Source organism: Streptomyces ipomoeae 91-03, assembly GCF_000317595.1.
Classification (GTDB): domain Bacteria; phylum Actinomycetota; class Actinomycetes; order Streptomycetales; family Streptomycetaceae; genus Streptomyces; species Streptomyces ipomoeae.
Genome location: NZ_AEJC01000596.1, coordinates 17,734 through 31,371, shown reverse-complemented (window position 1 = coordinate 31,371; position 13,638 = coordinate 17,734). Strand labels below are relative to the sequence as shown.

The following is a 13,638-nucleotide window of genomic DNA, read 5'->3' as shown; positions in this document are numbered from 1 at the left end:
TCCGCAGCGCCCACCACAGGCCGGCGCCCTCCAGCGCCGCACCGACCAGCAGACAGCCCAACCCTGCGGTGCTGTGCAGCACCACGTGCAGCGGGTCGGCGCCGAGCGCGGTGCCCAGCAGCAGGCCGAGCACCGGTAGCCCGGCGAGCATCACCGCCGTCGACCGGGAGCCCGCCAACTGGGCGCGCAGGTCGGCCCGTTGGTCCCGCTCGGCGCGCAGGGCGCCCTCCAGGCGATCGAGCCCGGCCGCGAGACCCGCGCCCCGGTCCACGGCCACCCGCCAGCACGCGGCGAGCCCTCGCAGCCCGTCGGCGCCCGGCTGCCGCGCCGCGTCCGCGAGCGCGCCCGGCACGTCCCCGCCGAACCTCGCCGCCGCCAGGACCACCGCCTGTGCCTCGCCGAGCCCGTCCGAATCCCGTGCGGCCCGCGTCAGTGCCTCACCCGGCTGCCGCCCGGCCCGCACCTCTCCGGCGAGCGCCGCGCACAACGCGACCACGGCATCGCCCCGCCGATCCCGGGCCCGGCGCTCCGCCGCCGCCCGCCGCACCCGCCTCAGCAACGGCACCCCGGCCACCCCCGCGAGCACCGGCAACGCCGAGGCCCCCAGAAGGCCGATCACCGCCCCGGCCACCGGCGCCCACCACTCGACCCCCAGCCGCCGCACCCGACCGACGGCCCGCTCCCAGGGAGGCGGCCCCACGGCTCCACCACCGGCCAACAACAACCGAGCCCGCCGAGCCCCGACATCCCAGCCACCCCCCAACATCCAAGCCGCCACCCCGGCGCACACCACACCCGCCCCGACCGCCATCTCACCGATCCCCGTCACAACACCCGGCTCCCTTCACGAAGCCCGCCTGTCGGCCCTTTCGCGGCCCGTCTCACGGCCTTCGCATGGCCCCGCCCAGCAGCCCCTCTCGCGTCCCCTTGCGTCGCGACCTGGGCCTCTTGCCGGGCCTCACCCCGCAAACCGCCCCCAGTCAGACCACGCGGCCCTTCCTGGTGGCCGCCCTGAAGCAACCCCCGCAGCCGCTCCCACCCCCGCTCGTACACGAAGGCCTCCGTGCCCCAGCGCAGTGCGGGCACGGTCACCACGAGTCCCGATTCGTCCCGTTCCAGCACATGCACCTCGGCGATCCGGCGCCGCCCGTCCCGGTCACGTACGAGGTGCAGGACCACCGACAGGGCAGCCGCCAACTGACTGTGGAGCGCGGCCCGGTCGAGCCCGGCGGCCGTGCCGAGGGCCTCCAGACGGGCCGGTACCTGTGCGGCGGCGTTGGCGTGCAAGGTGCCGCAGCCGCCCTCGTGCCCGGTGTTCAGCGCGGCCAGCAGGGACACGACCTCGGGCCCCCGCACCTCGCCGACCACCAACCGGTCCGGGCGCATCCGCAGCGCCTGCCGCACCAGGTCCTGGAGCTCGACGAGCCCCACGCCCTCCTGGTTGGCCGGTCTGCCCTCCAGCCGCACCACGTGCGGATGGTCAGGCCGCAGCTCCGCGGAATCCTCGGCGAGCACGATCCGCTCCCCCGGGTCGACCAGGCCGAGCAGCGCACTCAGGAGCGTGGTCTTGCCGGTCCCTGTCCCGCCGCTGATCACATACGACAGCCGGGAGCGGATCAGCGCCCGCAGCACCCGGTCGCCGCCCGGCGGCACCGTGCCCGCCGCCGCCAGTTCGTCCAGCGTGAACGCCCTGGGCCGTACGACCCGGAGGGAGAGGCAGGTCGAGCCCACCGCCACCGGCGGCAGCACCGCGTGCAGCCGGGTGCCGTCCGGAAGCCGCGCGTCCACCCACGGCCTGGCGTCGTCCAGCCGACGCCCGGCGACCGCCGCCAGCCGCTGCGCCAGCCGCCGTACCGCCGCCGCGTCCGGGAAGGAGACCCCGGTCAGCTCCAAACCACCGCCCCGGTCGACCCAGACCCGGTCCGGCGCCGACACCAGCACATCGGTGACCGACGGGTCGGCGAGCAGCGGCTCCAACGGCCCGCTCCCCACCAACTCCGATCGCAACCGTTCCGCCGCGCCGAGCACCTCGGCGTCCCCGAGCACCCGTCCCCGCTCTCGCAACGCCTGCGCCACCCGTGCGGGCGTCGGCTCAGCACCGCTCTCGACAAGCCACTGCCGCACCCCGTCCAGCAGCCCGTCGTCAGCAGCCCCGTTCATCCGCCCTCACCTCCGTCTTCCACAGCCACATCCGCGTCCACCTGCACCTACGCTCCCGGCCCCCGGCCCCCGGCTCCCGGCCCCCGGCTCCCGGCCCCCGGCTCCCGGCTCCCGGCTCCCGGCTCCCGGCTCCCGGCGAGGGAACCCGACCCGCAAGACCCACGCCCAGGCACCTCACCGCCCACCCACACCCCGTCCGCCGACACCCCGCCCCCAACCCCGCACTCATCCGCCCTCACGCCCCGCCACCACCCGCTCCCAAAACCCCGCACAGAAGCGCGCCAGCGGCCCGCGCGGGACACCTCCCGGAGGTTTGACGCCATCAAGCACCCCCGCCTCGGTCGGCACCTCGCCCGCGAGGGGCAGTCCGAGCAGGCGGGCCACCTCGTGGTCGTCCAGGCCGGGGGCGTACGGTCCCCGGACGGCCACGCGGAGGTCGCGGAGGACCATGCCGAAGGCGGAGGCGACCCGTGCCGAGGCCGCGACGGCGCGCAGTTCGGCCGGGACCACCAGGAGGCCGAGGTCGATCTGGGCGAGGGCCTCGGCGACGCCCTCGTCGATGCGGCGGGGCAGGTCGACGACGACCGCTCCGCCGCGCCGTCGGCCGGCGGCGAGGACCGCGCGTACCGCCTGCGGCGGGATGGCGACGGCGTCGCCGCGGTCCCAGCTGAGGACCCGCAGAGAGTGCAGTTCGGGCAGGGACTCCTCCAGGGCGCCGCCACCGACCCGGCCACGCGAGGCGGCGAACGCCGGCCAACGCAGCCCTTCGGCGCTCTCGCCACCCAGGAGGACATCCAGGCCGCCGCCCAGCGGGTCGGCGTCCACGAGCAGCGTGCGCCTGCCCTGTCGCGCGGAGGTGACGGCAAGCGCGCAGGCCAGCGTGGACGCCCCGGCGCCACCCCCGCCGCCGATCACGCCGACGGTGAGCGCGGGCCTGCCGACCCCTTCGGCCACGTCGGCGATGCGGTCGACGAGCCACTGTTCGCCGTCCGGCAGCATCAGGACGTGGTCCGCGCCGATCTCCACGGCCCGCTGCCAGACCCCGGAGTCGTCCTGGTCCTTGCCGACGAGCACCACTCCGCGTCTGCGCACGGCCCCGCGCAGCCGGCGTGCCGCGTCGTCGCCGACGAGCACGAGCGGCGCGGCCTCCCACCTGCCCCGCCCCTCCGGCACCCCGTGGTGGACCTCCGGTCTGGCACCGGCGGCCGCGCACAGGCGCAGCAGGTCGTCCAGCAGTTCCATGTCCTCGGTGACGATCAACGGCCTGCCCTGCCGCCCATCGGCGGCGGACGGCCGGTCGTCGGTGATGGCTCCCGTCACGATCTCCAGCCCCCTTCGCTGCGTTCCGCGCGGAATGGTCGGCGCCGTGCTCGGCGCGCTCGCCATTCCCGCCCGTTCGCCCGTTCAGGGACGCCCGACTGGCGGGCGCCCGTGTTCAAGTCCTGTGTGCAGAGCCAGCAACCGGCCGCCATATGGGCGCCCGACAGAATCCGGCCGAACGCGTCCGAGAAACCTGACGGGCCATGAACTCGCCGCCGTCGGACGCGCTGGAATCACGGTGCAGCGATCCCGGAAATCGTGTGGATCTTGGTCGATTACTGTGGACAACCCGCCGGTTGTGAATATCGCCGTCACCCAAACAGGCGACCCACGTACGACTTCCACAGCGCAGCACGATGGCTACGTACAGTGACGAATCCTATGGAAGGGCATAGAAATGCCCACGAGGGCGGGCAGGGGCCTCGTGGGCGGAAGAGCGAAGGGGAAAACGTACCCGGACATGCGACGACCCCCACCGGGGGGGAGAGTGGGGGTCGTCTCCACGGCCGACTCGGGGGGGGAGGAGTCGGGCCGGGTTAGCACGGTCGCGAACGATCCGTGACTTCCATGGTGTACCCGAGAGGCCTCTCAGGCAAACCCACACGCCCCACACTAGCCCGAATGGTGGGCGCATATGCTCGGGCCCGTGGAAAACCACTCCTTGCCTCGCACAGCGGCCTTCTTTGACCTGGACAAGACGGTCATTGCGAAGTCGAGCACGCTCACGTTCAGCAAGTCGTTCTACCAAGGCGGCCTGATCAACCGCAGGGCCGCCTTGCGTACGGCATACACCCAGTTCCTGTTCCTCGCGGGCGGCGCCGACCACGACCAGATGGAGCGGATGCGGAAGTACATCTCCGCGCTGTGCCGGGGCTGGAACGTCCAACAAGTGAAGGACATCGTCGCCGAGACCCTTCACGACCTGATCGACCCGATCATCTACGACGAGGCCGCTTCCCTCATCGAGGAGCACCACATCGCCGGGCGGGACGTCGTCATCGTCTCCACCTCCGGCGCCGAGGTGGTCGAGCCGATCGGCGAACTCCTCGGCGCGGACCGTGTGGTGGCGACCCGCATGGTGGTGGGTGACGACGGCTGCTTCACCGGCGAGGTCGAGTACTACGCCTACGGTCCGACCAAGGCCGAGGCGATCCGCGAGCTGGCCGAGTCCGAGGAGTACGACCTGGCGCACTGCTACGCGTACAGCGACTCGGCGACCGATCTGCCGATGCTGGAGGCCGTGGGGCACCCGCACGCGGTGAACTCGGACCGGGCGCTCCGAAAAGAGGCGCTCGCGCGCGGATGGCCGATTCTGGACTTCCACCGCCCCGTGCGCCTGAAGCAGCGACTGGCCGTACCCCCGCGTCCCGCGCTGCTCGCGGCGGCGGCCATAGGAGCCGCGGCGGCCACCGCCGGGCTCGTCTGGTACGCGAGCCGGCGCCGCATCGCGACCGCCTGACCTGCGCTCGACCCACCTCAAGGCAGCCTTGGCCGATTCACCCTCTTTGAACCTAAAAGTAAAGAAGCACATCCAGGGCTTCCGCTTACCCGGGTCCTGGAGTAGAAAGGAGTCAAGGCCCGCGAGACCAAAGGACATCCGAGAGGATCACCTTTAAAAACTCATTTTGGCCCCACGGACCCAGCATGAACACCGGGCACCCACGCGACGTCGACCCGTCGATTACGGGCCAGCCGCACCAGGTGACGGGCAAAGTTCCCGGCCTGATGGGCAACATATCGAGGACGCTTGGTAACCCGGTGGACATGCCAGCGGCGGCGGAATTCTCGTACCGCCGCAACCCTTTTCCGGACGTTTTACGCCGCCCCGCGCTGCAGCGCCTCGCACACCGCCGTCGACTCACGCGCGCCCAGTTCAACGGCCCTGCCGCAGTGGGCGATCCAGGCCGCCATGCCCTCCGGGGTGCCGGAGACATAGCCGTCGAGGGCAGCGAGATAGGCGGCCCGGCCGAGTTCCGCGTGGCCGACCTCCGCCGGGCAGACGGACTTGGGGTCGAGGCCGCTGCCGACGAGCACGATTCGCTCGGCCGCGCGGGCGACGAGGCCGTTGTGGAAGCCGAACGGTCGCAGCGCGAGCAGCTCGCCATGGACGATGGCCGCGCTCACGAGAGCAGGGGCCGACGTGCCCTTGACGATGAGTTCGGCGAGGCCGTCAAGGCGGCCGGAGACCTCACCCGCACTCGGCAACGGCAGTTCGACGAGAGGCTCGTCGACCGGCTCGTCGTCCTGTCGGGGCCGCCCCACGCGCGCGTGGTCGCGTCCTGCCGCCACCAAATGCAGCCGGGCCAGCACCCGTAGGGGCGACTGCCGCCAGATGGACAACAGTTGGCCCGCCTCGGCGGTCAACCGCAGGGCGCCGCCCATGGTGCGCGCCTGGTCGTCGCCGTCCTCGCCACTGAAGTCGGTGCGTCGGCGCACCTCTTCGAGCGCCCAGTCGGCACCGGACAGCGCCGCCGAGCCGCGCGCGCCGCGCAGGGCCGCCTCCGACGTGATCTCGTTGCTGCGGCGCCGCATGACGCGATGGCCGTAGACCCGGTCCACGGCCTTGCGCACGGACTCCACGGACTCGGCCACACCGGGCAGCTCCCCCAGGGCCGCGAGCGGATCGGCGGTCGCACCTGTCGTACTCATGAGTACGACCCTACGCTCCCCGTCCACCACCCCACCGCCAGCCCTTTTTGACTCACGCGCCCCTCCGCTGTACGCACAAACCCTCGAAGGAGTGGTCTTCATCCGCCACCCGGACACCCATGGCGATCAGCCCACTACTCTTGGTGAACATGAAAATTGCTTTCGTCGGGAAGGGCGGGAGTGGCAAGACCACGCTGTCCTCCCTGTTCATCCGCCATCTCGCCGCCTCCGGAGCCCCGGTCGTCGCCATCGACGCGGACATCAACCAGCATCTGGGAGCCGCCCTCGGCCTCGACGAGTCGGAAGCCGCCGAGTTGCCCGCGATGGGCGACCGGCTGTCGTTGATCAAGAACCATCTGCGCGGCTCCAACCCGCGGATCGCCTCAGCCGAGACGATGATCAAGACGACTCCGCCCGGCGAGGGCTCCCGTCTGCTGCGGATCTGCGAGCCCAACGCGATCTACGACGCCTGCGCCCGCCCGGTGGAACTCGACGGCGGGGCCATCCGTTTGATGGTCACCGGCCCCTTCACCGACACCGACCTGGGGGTCGCCTGCTACCACTCCAAGACCGGAGCGGTGGAGCTGTATCTGAACCACCTCGTGGACTGCCGCAACGAGTACGTGGTGGTCGACATGACGGCCGGTTCGGACTCCTTCGCCTCCGGCATGTTCACCCGCTTCGACATGACGTTCCTCGTCGCCGAGCCGACCCGGAGGGGGGTTTCCGTCTACCGCCAGTACAAGGAGTACGCCAGTGACTACGGCGTCACCCTCAAGGTCGTCGGCAACAAGGTGCACGGCCACGACGACCTCGACTTCCTCCGCGCGGAGGTCGGCGACGACCTGCTGGTCACCCTCGGGCACTCGGACTGGGTGCGCGCCCTGGAGAAAGGTCGGCCGCCCCGCTTCGAGCACCTGGAGGAGCCCAACCGCCGCGCCCTGCGCACCCTTCACGACGCCGCGGACGCCACGTACGAGTTGCGCGACTGGGAGCGCTACACCCAGCAGATGGTGCACTTCCATCTGAAGAACGCGACCAGTTGGGGCAACGAACGGACCGGGGCCGACCTCGCCGCACAGATCGACCCGGATTTCGTCCTGGGCGAAAGGCTCCTGGCCACGGCTTGACCCCCTTCGCCGCCTACTCCTTGGGTGTCACCTCCGGCCCCTTCGCCCCCGCCGCCGGAGCTCCGGGGGCGCCCTTCGGGGCCGGTGCCGGCGCGGCGGACAGGAAGGTCCTCCAGCCCTGTTTCGGGGCTTGGCCGACCTTGAGCGTGCGCAGTTTCTCCAGGACCTTCGGGTCCTGGGCGTCGAGCCAGTCGGCGAGGTGCCGGAAGGAGACGCAGCGCACCTCGGGCTTGCCGCAGACCGCCTCGATGGTCTCCTCGACGGCGCGCATATAGATGCCGCCGTTCCAGGACTCGAAGTGATTGCCGATGATCAGGGGTGCGCGGTTGCCCTCGTAGGCCCGTTTGAAGCCGGCGAGCAGGCCGTCACGGAACTGGGCACCCCAGTACTCCCACTTGTCCGGCTTGCCCGGTCGGGCCCCGGACTGGTTCACATAGAAGTTGTAGTCCATGGTCAGCGTCTCGAAGCCGCGGCCGGGGACGGGGACGAGTTGCATCGGCAGGTCCCACAGGCCCCCTTCCTTCTCGGGCCAGACCTGCTCGTCCACGCCGCTGGCGTCATAGCGGAAGCCGAGTTCGCGGGCGGCCCGCATGAAGCTCTTCCGGCCCTCCAGACAGGGTGTGCGGGCGCCGATCAGTTCCTTGTCGTAGTCGAAGGGCAGCGGCGCGGCCTCTTCCATGCCGCTGTTGGTCTTCCAAGCCTGCACGAACGCCTTGGCCTGGGCGATCTCGCTCTTCCACTCCTCGGCCGACCACTCACCGACCCCGCCGCCTCTGCCGCAGAAGTGGCCGTTGAAGTGCGTGCCGATCTCGTTGCCCTCCAGCCACGCGCCCCGCAACTGCTCCACGGTGTCCTTGATTCCGCGCACGTTGTTGAAGCCGATGTCCGAACGGCCCGGTGAGTGCCGCGGCGGGCGGTACAGGTCCCGTTTCTCCACCGGCAGCAAGTAGACGCCGCTCAAGAAGTACGTCATTGTCGCGCCGTTGGCTCGGGCGACCCTGCGGAAGTGGGAGAAGAGCCGCTGGCCGTCCTCGCCCGCGCCGTCCCAGGAGAAGACGACGAACTGCGGGGGCCTCTGACCGGGCTTCAGCCGTTCCGGTCGGGGCAGATGCGGTTGCGTACCGGTGTACGCCGTGGAGCCGTCGCCGATCAGTCGGGCCATGGCCCTCGGCGGGGCCGGGGCGCCCTTCTTCGCGCCGGGCGCCGCCTCTTTCGCGCCATGGGCGCCCTGCGGGCTCTCCTTCTTCTCGGTCCTGTCCATGAGGAGAGAACCGGCGGTCCTCATCTCACCGCTTCCGCAACCGGCGAGGGCCGCGGCGCAGGTCACGGCGAGCGTGACACCGACGGCGGTCCTGAGGGTGACGGCCATCTTCCGCCCACCTTCTTCCTTCGCTCTGGGGCAGAGCGGCCAAGATCACACAAGCCCTCGCTTCAATTAGTGCGACAAGCCGATAAAAGGCATCGTTCATCCTCTTGAGTGATCTAATGGTCCATTTGCTAAGAATGTTCTTGCATATCCTTTACTCTGCATTACAATTCGTTTACTGAGCGTTGAGAATTCCCGCCGCTGTACGCCGTGACCCACGGCCGCGAACCGACGCGACCGCGTAGCCCCGGAGGAGACGGGAGAACATGTCCGCCTGCATCCCCACCCGCGCCATCGACCCGCATACGAACCGGACGGATCGCAACCATCGGCCCCACAGCCCGCCACAGGGGCCGCGCCGCCGGTTCCCCATCGCGGGCGCCGATCTGTCCGCCTCGATCTCGGTCTTCCTGATCGCCCTCCCCCTGTCGCTGGGCATCGCCCTCGCCACAGGCGCCCCGCTCCCGGCCGGCCTCGTCGCCGCCGCCGTCGGTGGTCTCGTCGCCGGACGCCTGGGCGGCTCACCGCTCCAGGTCAGCGGCCCGGCGGCCGGTCTCACCGTCGTCACCGCCGATCTCATCCAGCAGTACGGCTGGCGCACCACCTGCGCCATCACCGTCCTCGCCGGACTCGCCCAACTGGGCCTCGCCTGCCTGCGCGTGGCCCGCTCGGCGCTCGCCGTCAGCCCCGCGATCGTGCACGGCATGCTCGCCGGCATCGGCGTCACCATCGCCGTCGCCCAGCTGCACATCGTGCTCGGCGGTACCCCGCAGAGCTCGGTGCTCGCCAACATCGGAGCGCTGCCCGCCCAGTTGGCCGATCTGCACCCCGCCGCGGTCTCCGTGAGCGTACTGACCCTGATCGTGCTGCTCACCTGGCCCCGGCTGCCGGGGCGCGTCGGCCGTGCGCTGCGCGCCGCCCCCGCCGCGCTGGTCGCCGTGGCCGTCGCCACCACGACCGCCGTGCTCGCGGGGCTGCGGCTGCCCAAGGTCGACCTGCCGTCCTGGCGCAGCCATGCGCTGGCCGCGCTGCCCGAGGGGCCGGTGCTCGGCCTCGTCGCGGCCGTGCTCACCACCACGCTGGTGTGCAGCGTGCAGTCGCTGCTGGGCGCCGTCGCCGTGGACAAGCTGGCTGCGGGACGGACAGATGTGCGCCGCTCGGACCTCGACCGTGAGCTGCGCGGCCAGGGCGCGGCCAACGTCGTCTCCGGCGCCCTCGGCGGTCTGCCCGTCGCCGGTGTCGCCGTCCGCAGCACAGCCAATGTGCAGGCCGGCGCCGTCAGCCGGAACTCCACGATGCTGCACGGCGTTTGGGTAGTAGCAGCGGCACTGCTCCTGATCCCCGTCCTGGAGCTGATCCCCCTCGCCTCACTCGCCGCCCTGGTGATGGCCGTCGGGGTCCAGATGGTGTCCCTGCACCACATCCGCACGGTCACCCGCCATCGTGAGGTGCTGGTCTACGCCGCCACCACGGGCGGTGTCGTCCTCCTGGGCGTCCTGGAGGGTGTCGCGCTCGGCATCGCCGTGGCCGTCGGCGTCGCCCTGCACCGTCTCACCCGCACCCGTATCACCCACGACGAGAAGGAAGGAGTCCACCACGTCCATGTGCGAGGGCAGTTGACGTTCCTCGCCGTGCCCCGGCTCAGCCGTGTCCTGCATCAGGTGCCCCGGAAGGCGGCCGTCGTAGTGGAGCTGGACGGGTCGTTCATGGACCACGCGGCGTACGAGTCGCTGCAGGACTGGCAGCACGCGCATGGTGCGCACGGTGGCTCCGTGGAGATCACCGGCCGCGCGGGCACCCGTATCGCCGAGCCCGCCAGCACCTCGGCGGGCGCCTGCCGCTGCCGGCCCTGGACGCCTTGGCGCAACCACCAGTGCGAGGCCCCGACCACCACTGCCCTCGGGAACCCGCCGGAGGAGCCGGGCGAAGGGCCGAGCGGGCATCAACTGGCGCGCGGCATCAGCGCGTTCCAGCGCAACACCGCTCCCCTGGTGCGCGGTGAGCTGGCCCGGCTCGCGCGGGAGGGGCAGCGGCCCTCGCAGCTCTTCCTCACCTGTGCCGACTCCCGGCTCGTCACGTCGATGATCACCTCAAGCGGCCCGGGCGACCTCTTCGTCGTCCGCAACGTCGGCAACCTCGTGCCGCTGCCCGGCGAGGAGAGCGGGGACGACTCGGTGGCGGCGGCCATCGAGTACGCGGTGGACGTGCTGGAGGTGCGGTCGATCACGGTCTGCGGGCATTCCGGCTGTGGTGCCATGCAGGCTCTGCTCAACAGCGACCCCGGCGGCGCCCGGACGCCCCTGAAGCGATGGCTGCGGCACGGTCTGCCCAGCCTGGAGCGGGCGACCGACAAGGACCGCCCCTGGGCCCGCCTCGCCGGGCGCGAACCGGCCGACGCGGTCGAACAGCTCTGCCTGACCAACGTCATCCAGCAACTGGAGCATCTGAGGGCTCACGAGTCCGTGGCCCGCGCCCTGCGCGAGGGCGCGCTCGAACTGCACGGGATGTACTTCCACGTGGGTGAGGCACAGGCGTACCTGCTGACGGAGGAAGCACCCGACAGCGGGGTCTTCGACCAGGTCACCGGAACGGCCGGGCCGATCGGAGCGACGGGCCCGGCCGAGCCGACCAGGACGGCGCTGCACGACACGCGTGCGTGAACCGATCCGATGCCCGGTCCGTGACAACGGGTGGCCCGCCGACCGTGGGGCCACCCACCCACAGGTCTAAACCAATCCCAAGAAGGCCCTTGTCATCGGGGGTCCGGGTCTGATGAGCTGTGGCCTGGGACACAACGGACACCCTGGGAAAGGGAGATGTCGTGAGCAACGAAAGCCTGGCCAACCTCTTGAAAGAGGAGCGACGCTTCGCGCCGCCCGCTGACCTGGCCGCGAATGCCAACGTCACGGCGGAGGCGTACGAACAGGCCAAGGCTGACCGGCTCGGTTTCTGGGCCGAGCAGGCGCGTCGGCTGACCTGGGCCAAGGAGCCGACCGAGACGCTGGACTGGTCGAACCCGCCGTTCGCCAAGTGGTTCAAGGACGGCGAGCTCAACGTCGCGTACAACTGCGTCGACCGGCATGTCGAGGCGGGCCACGGCGACCGGGTCGCCATCCACTTCGAGGGCGAGCCCGGCGACAGCCGGGCCATCACCTACGCCGAGCTCAAGGACGAGGTCTCCAAGGCCGCCAACGCCCTGCTGGAACTGGGAGTTCAGGCAGGTGACCGGGTCGCCGTCTACATGCCGATGATCCCGGAGACGGCCGTGGCGATGCTGGCGTGCGCCCGTATCGGCGCCGCGCACTCGGTCGTCTTCGGCGGGTTCTCGGCGGACGCGCTCGCCACCCGTATCCAGGACGCCGACGCCAAGGTGGTCATCACCTCCGACGGCGGCTACCGGCGCGGCAAGCCGTCCGCGCTCAAGCCGGCCGTGGACGAGGTGATCGGCAAGGTCGACAATGTGGAGCACGTGCTTGTGGTCCGCCGTACCGGCCAGGAGGTCGCCTTCACCGAGGGCCGGGACGTGTGGTGGCACGAGATCGTCGAGCGGCAGTCCGCCGAGCACACGCCGACGGCGTTCAACGCCGAGCACCCGCTGTTCATCCTCTACACGTCCGGTACGACGGGTAAGCCCAAGGGCATCCTGCACACCTCCGGCGGCTACCTCACCCAGGCCGCGTACACCCACCACGCCGTCTTCGACCTCAAGCCGGAGACGGACGTGTATTGGTGCACGGCCGACGTCGGCTGGGTCACCGGCCACTCCTACATCGTCTACGGGCCGCTGGCCAACGGCGCGACGCAGGTCATGTACGAGGGCACCCCGGACACCCCGCACCAGGGCCGCTTCTGGGAGATCGTGCAGAAGTACGGCGTGACCATCCTGTACACGGCGCCGACCGCCATCCGTACGTTCATGAAGTGGGGCGACGACATCCCCGCGAAGTTCGACCTCTCCAGCCTGCGCGTCCTCGGCTCGGTCGGCGAGCCGATCAACCCCGAGGCCTGGATCTGGTACCGCAAGCACATCGGCGCCGACACGACACCGATCGTGGACACCTGGTGGCAGACCGAGACCGGCGCCATGATGATCTCCCCGCTGCCAGGTGTGACGGCGACCAAACCGGGCTCCGCGCAGACACCGCTGCCGGGCATCTCCGCCACCGTCGTCGACGACGAGGCCAACGAGGTACCCAACGGCGGTGGCGGCTACCTGGTCCTCACCGAGCCGTGGCCGTCGATGCTGCGCACGATCTGGGGCGACGACCAGCGGTTCCTCGACACCTACTGGTCACGCTTCGAGGGCAAGTACTTCGCCGGCGACGGCGCGAAGAAGGACGACGACGGCGACATCTGGCTCCTCGGCCGCGTCGACGACGTCATGCTCGTCTCCGGCCACAACATCTCCACCACCGAGGTCGAGTCCGCCCTCGTCTCCCACCCCTCCGTCGCCGAGGCGGCCGTCGTCGGCGCCGCCGACGAGACCACCGGACAGGCCATCGTCGCCTTCGTCATCCTGCGCGGCACCGCGAACGCCGAGGACGACAACCTCGTCACCGAGCTGCGCAACCACGTCGGCGCCACCCTCGGCCCGATCGCCAAGCCCAAGCGCATCCTGCCGGTGGCCGAACTGCCCAAGACCCGCTCCGGCAAGATCATGCGCCGTCTGCTGCGCGACGTCGCCGAGAACCGCCAGCTCGGAGACGTCACCACGCTGACCGACTCCACCGTCATGGACCTCATCCAGGCCAAGCTCCCGGCGGCGCCCAGCGAGGACTGAGGTTCCCCGCAGCCATCACCACCTTGCAGTAGTGGAGCGAGCCGCACAGGGCTCGCACCCCCGAGGACGCCCGGCGCGAGCGCGCCGGGCGTCTCTTTTTTGTGCCTACCGCGATCTCTTTTTGTGCCTACCGCGAGGGGAGCGCGACCGCCACGGCCGCCTCCGCCAATGGTTCACCAGATGCTTCCCGTCACACCTTAGGTAAGCTAATAAAAAAACACGTCAACCTCAGG

9 protein-coding genes are annotated in these 13,638 nt (G+C 70.8%); 4 read left to right on the top strand and 5 right to left on the bottom strand.

The features are described 5' to 3' along the window. From STRIP9103_RS38360 to ssd, 3 genes are all read right to left on the bottom strand, one after another. On the bottom strand, nt 1-811 hold an 811-nt coding region (locus STRIP9103_RS38360; protein ID WP_048821729.1), incomplete at its 3' end, for a type II secretion system F family protein. Nucleotides 812-825: 14 nt separating this feature from the next. Further along, a complete protein-coding gene (locus STRIP9103_RS38355; protein ID WP_009336139.1) occupies nt 826-2,160 on the bottom strand; it encodes a TadA family conjugal transfer-associated ATPase in 1,335 nt (444 codons plus the stop codon). A 225-nt stretch (nt 2,161-2,385) separates the two neighbouring features. Beyond that, nucleotides 2,386-3,480, bottom strand: a complete 1,095-nt coding sequence (gene ssd, locus STRIP9103_RS38350) for a septum site-determining protein Ssd (RefSeq protein WP_009336137.1) — start codon at nt 3,478-3,480, stop codon at nt 2,386-2,388. Nucleotides 3,481-4,114: 634 nt separating this feature from the next. On the opposite strand from ssd, the gene STRIP9103_RS38345 reads away from it, so the two are divergent. Next, nucleotides 4,115-4,939: an HAD family hydrolase gene (locus STRIP9103_RS38345; RefSeq protein WP_048821724.1), complete on the top strand. Its 825-nt coding sequence runs from the start codon at nt 4,115-4,117 to the stop codon at nt 4,937-4,939. A gap of 356 nt (nt 4,940-5,295) precedes the next feature. On the opposite strand, the gene STRIP9103_RS38340 is transcribed toward STRIP9103_RS38345, so the two are convergent. Then, the gene (locus tag STRIP9103_RS38340) at nt 5,296-6,129 is read right to left on the bottom strand and encodes a Fic family protein (protein ID WP_048821723.1); all 834 of its coding nucleotides are present in this window, start codon (nt 6,127-6,129) and stop codon (nt 5,296-5,298) included. A 149-nt stretch (nt 6,130-6,278) separates the two neighbouring features. Here STRIP9103_RS38340 and STRIP9103_RS38335 point away from each other — a divergent pair, with 149 nt between their 5' ends. Further along, entirely contained in the window at nt 6,279-7,259 is a 981-nt protein-coding gene (locus STRIP9103_RS38335; RefSeq protein ID WP_048821727.1) for an ATP-binding protein, read from the top strand. A 13-nt stretch (nt 7,260-7,272) separates the two neighbouring features. On the opposite strand, the gene STRIP9103_RS38330 is transcribed toward STRIP9103_RS38335, so the two are convergent. Beyond that, the gene (locus tag STRIP9103_RS38330; protein ID WP_009336173.1) at nt 7,273-8,628 is read right to left on the bottom strand and encodes a polysaccharide deacetylase family protein; all 1,356 of its coding nucleotides are present in this window, start codon (nt 8,626-8,628) and stop codon (nt 7,273-7,275) included. Nucleotides 8,629-8,891: 263 nt separating this feature from the next. Between STRIP9103_RS38330 and STRIP9103_RS38325 the strand changes: the two genes are divergently transcribed. Further along, nucleotides 8,892-11,285: a SulP family inorganic anion transporter gene (locus STRIP9103_RS38325; protein ID WP_009336171.1), complete on the top strand. Its 2,394-nt coding sequence runs from the start codon at nt 8,892-8,894 to the stop codon at nt 11,283-11,285. Between the two features lie 119 nt (nt 11,286-11,404). Further along, nucleotides 11,405-13,405: an acetate--CoA ligase gene (gene acs / locus STRIP9103_RS38320; RefSeq protein ID WP_009336156.1), complete on the top strand. Its 2,001-nt coding sequence runs from the start codon at nt 11,405-11,407 to the stop codon at nt 13,403-13,405. Nucleotides 13,406-13,638 lie beyond the last annotated feature (233 nt).

What these genes read in the sequence shown, in the direction of transcription:
- STRIP9103_RS38355 (WP_009336139.1), bottom strand. Translation starts at nt 2,160, where the DNA reads ATGAACGGGGCTGCTGACGACGGGCTGCTGGACGGGGTGCGGCAGTGG.
- STRIP9103_RS38345 (WP_048821724.1), top strand. Translation starts at nt 4,115, where the DNA reads ATGCTCGGGCCCGTGGAAAACCACTCCTTGCCTCGCACAGCGGCCTTC.
- STRIP9103_RS38340 (WP_048821723.1), bottom strand. Translation starts at nt 6,129, where the DNA reads ATGAGTACGACAGGTGCGACCGCCGATCCGCTCGCGGCCCTGGGGGAG.
- STRIP9103_RS38335 (WP_048821727.1), top strand. Translation starts at nt 6,279, where the DNA reads ATGAAAATTGCTTTCGTCGGGAAGGGCGGGAGTGGCAAGACCACGCTG.
- STRIP9103_RS38330 (WP_009336173.1), bottom strand. Translation starts at nt 8,628, where the DNA reads ATGGCCGTCACCCTCAGGACCGCCGTCGGTGTCACGCTCGCCGTGACC.
- STRIP9103_RS38325 (WP_009336171.1), top strand. Translation starts at nt 8,892, where the DNA reads ATGTCCGCCTGCATCCCCACCCGCGCCATCGACCCGCATACGAACCGG.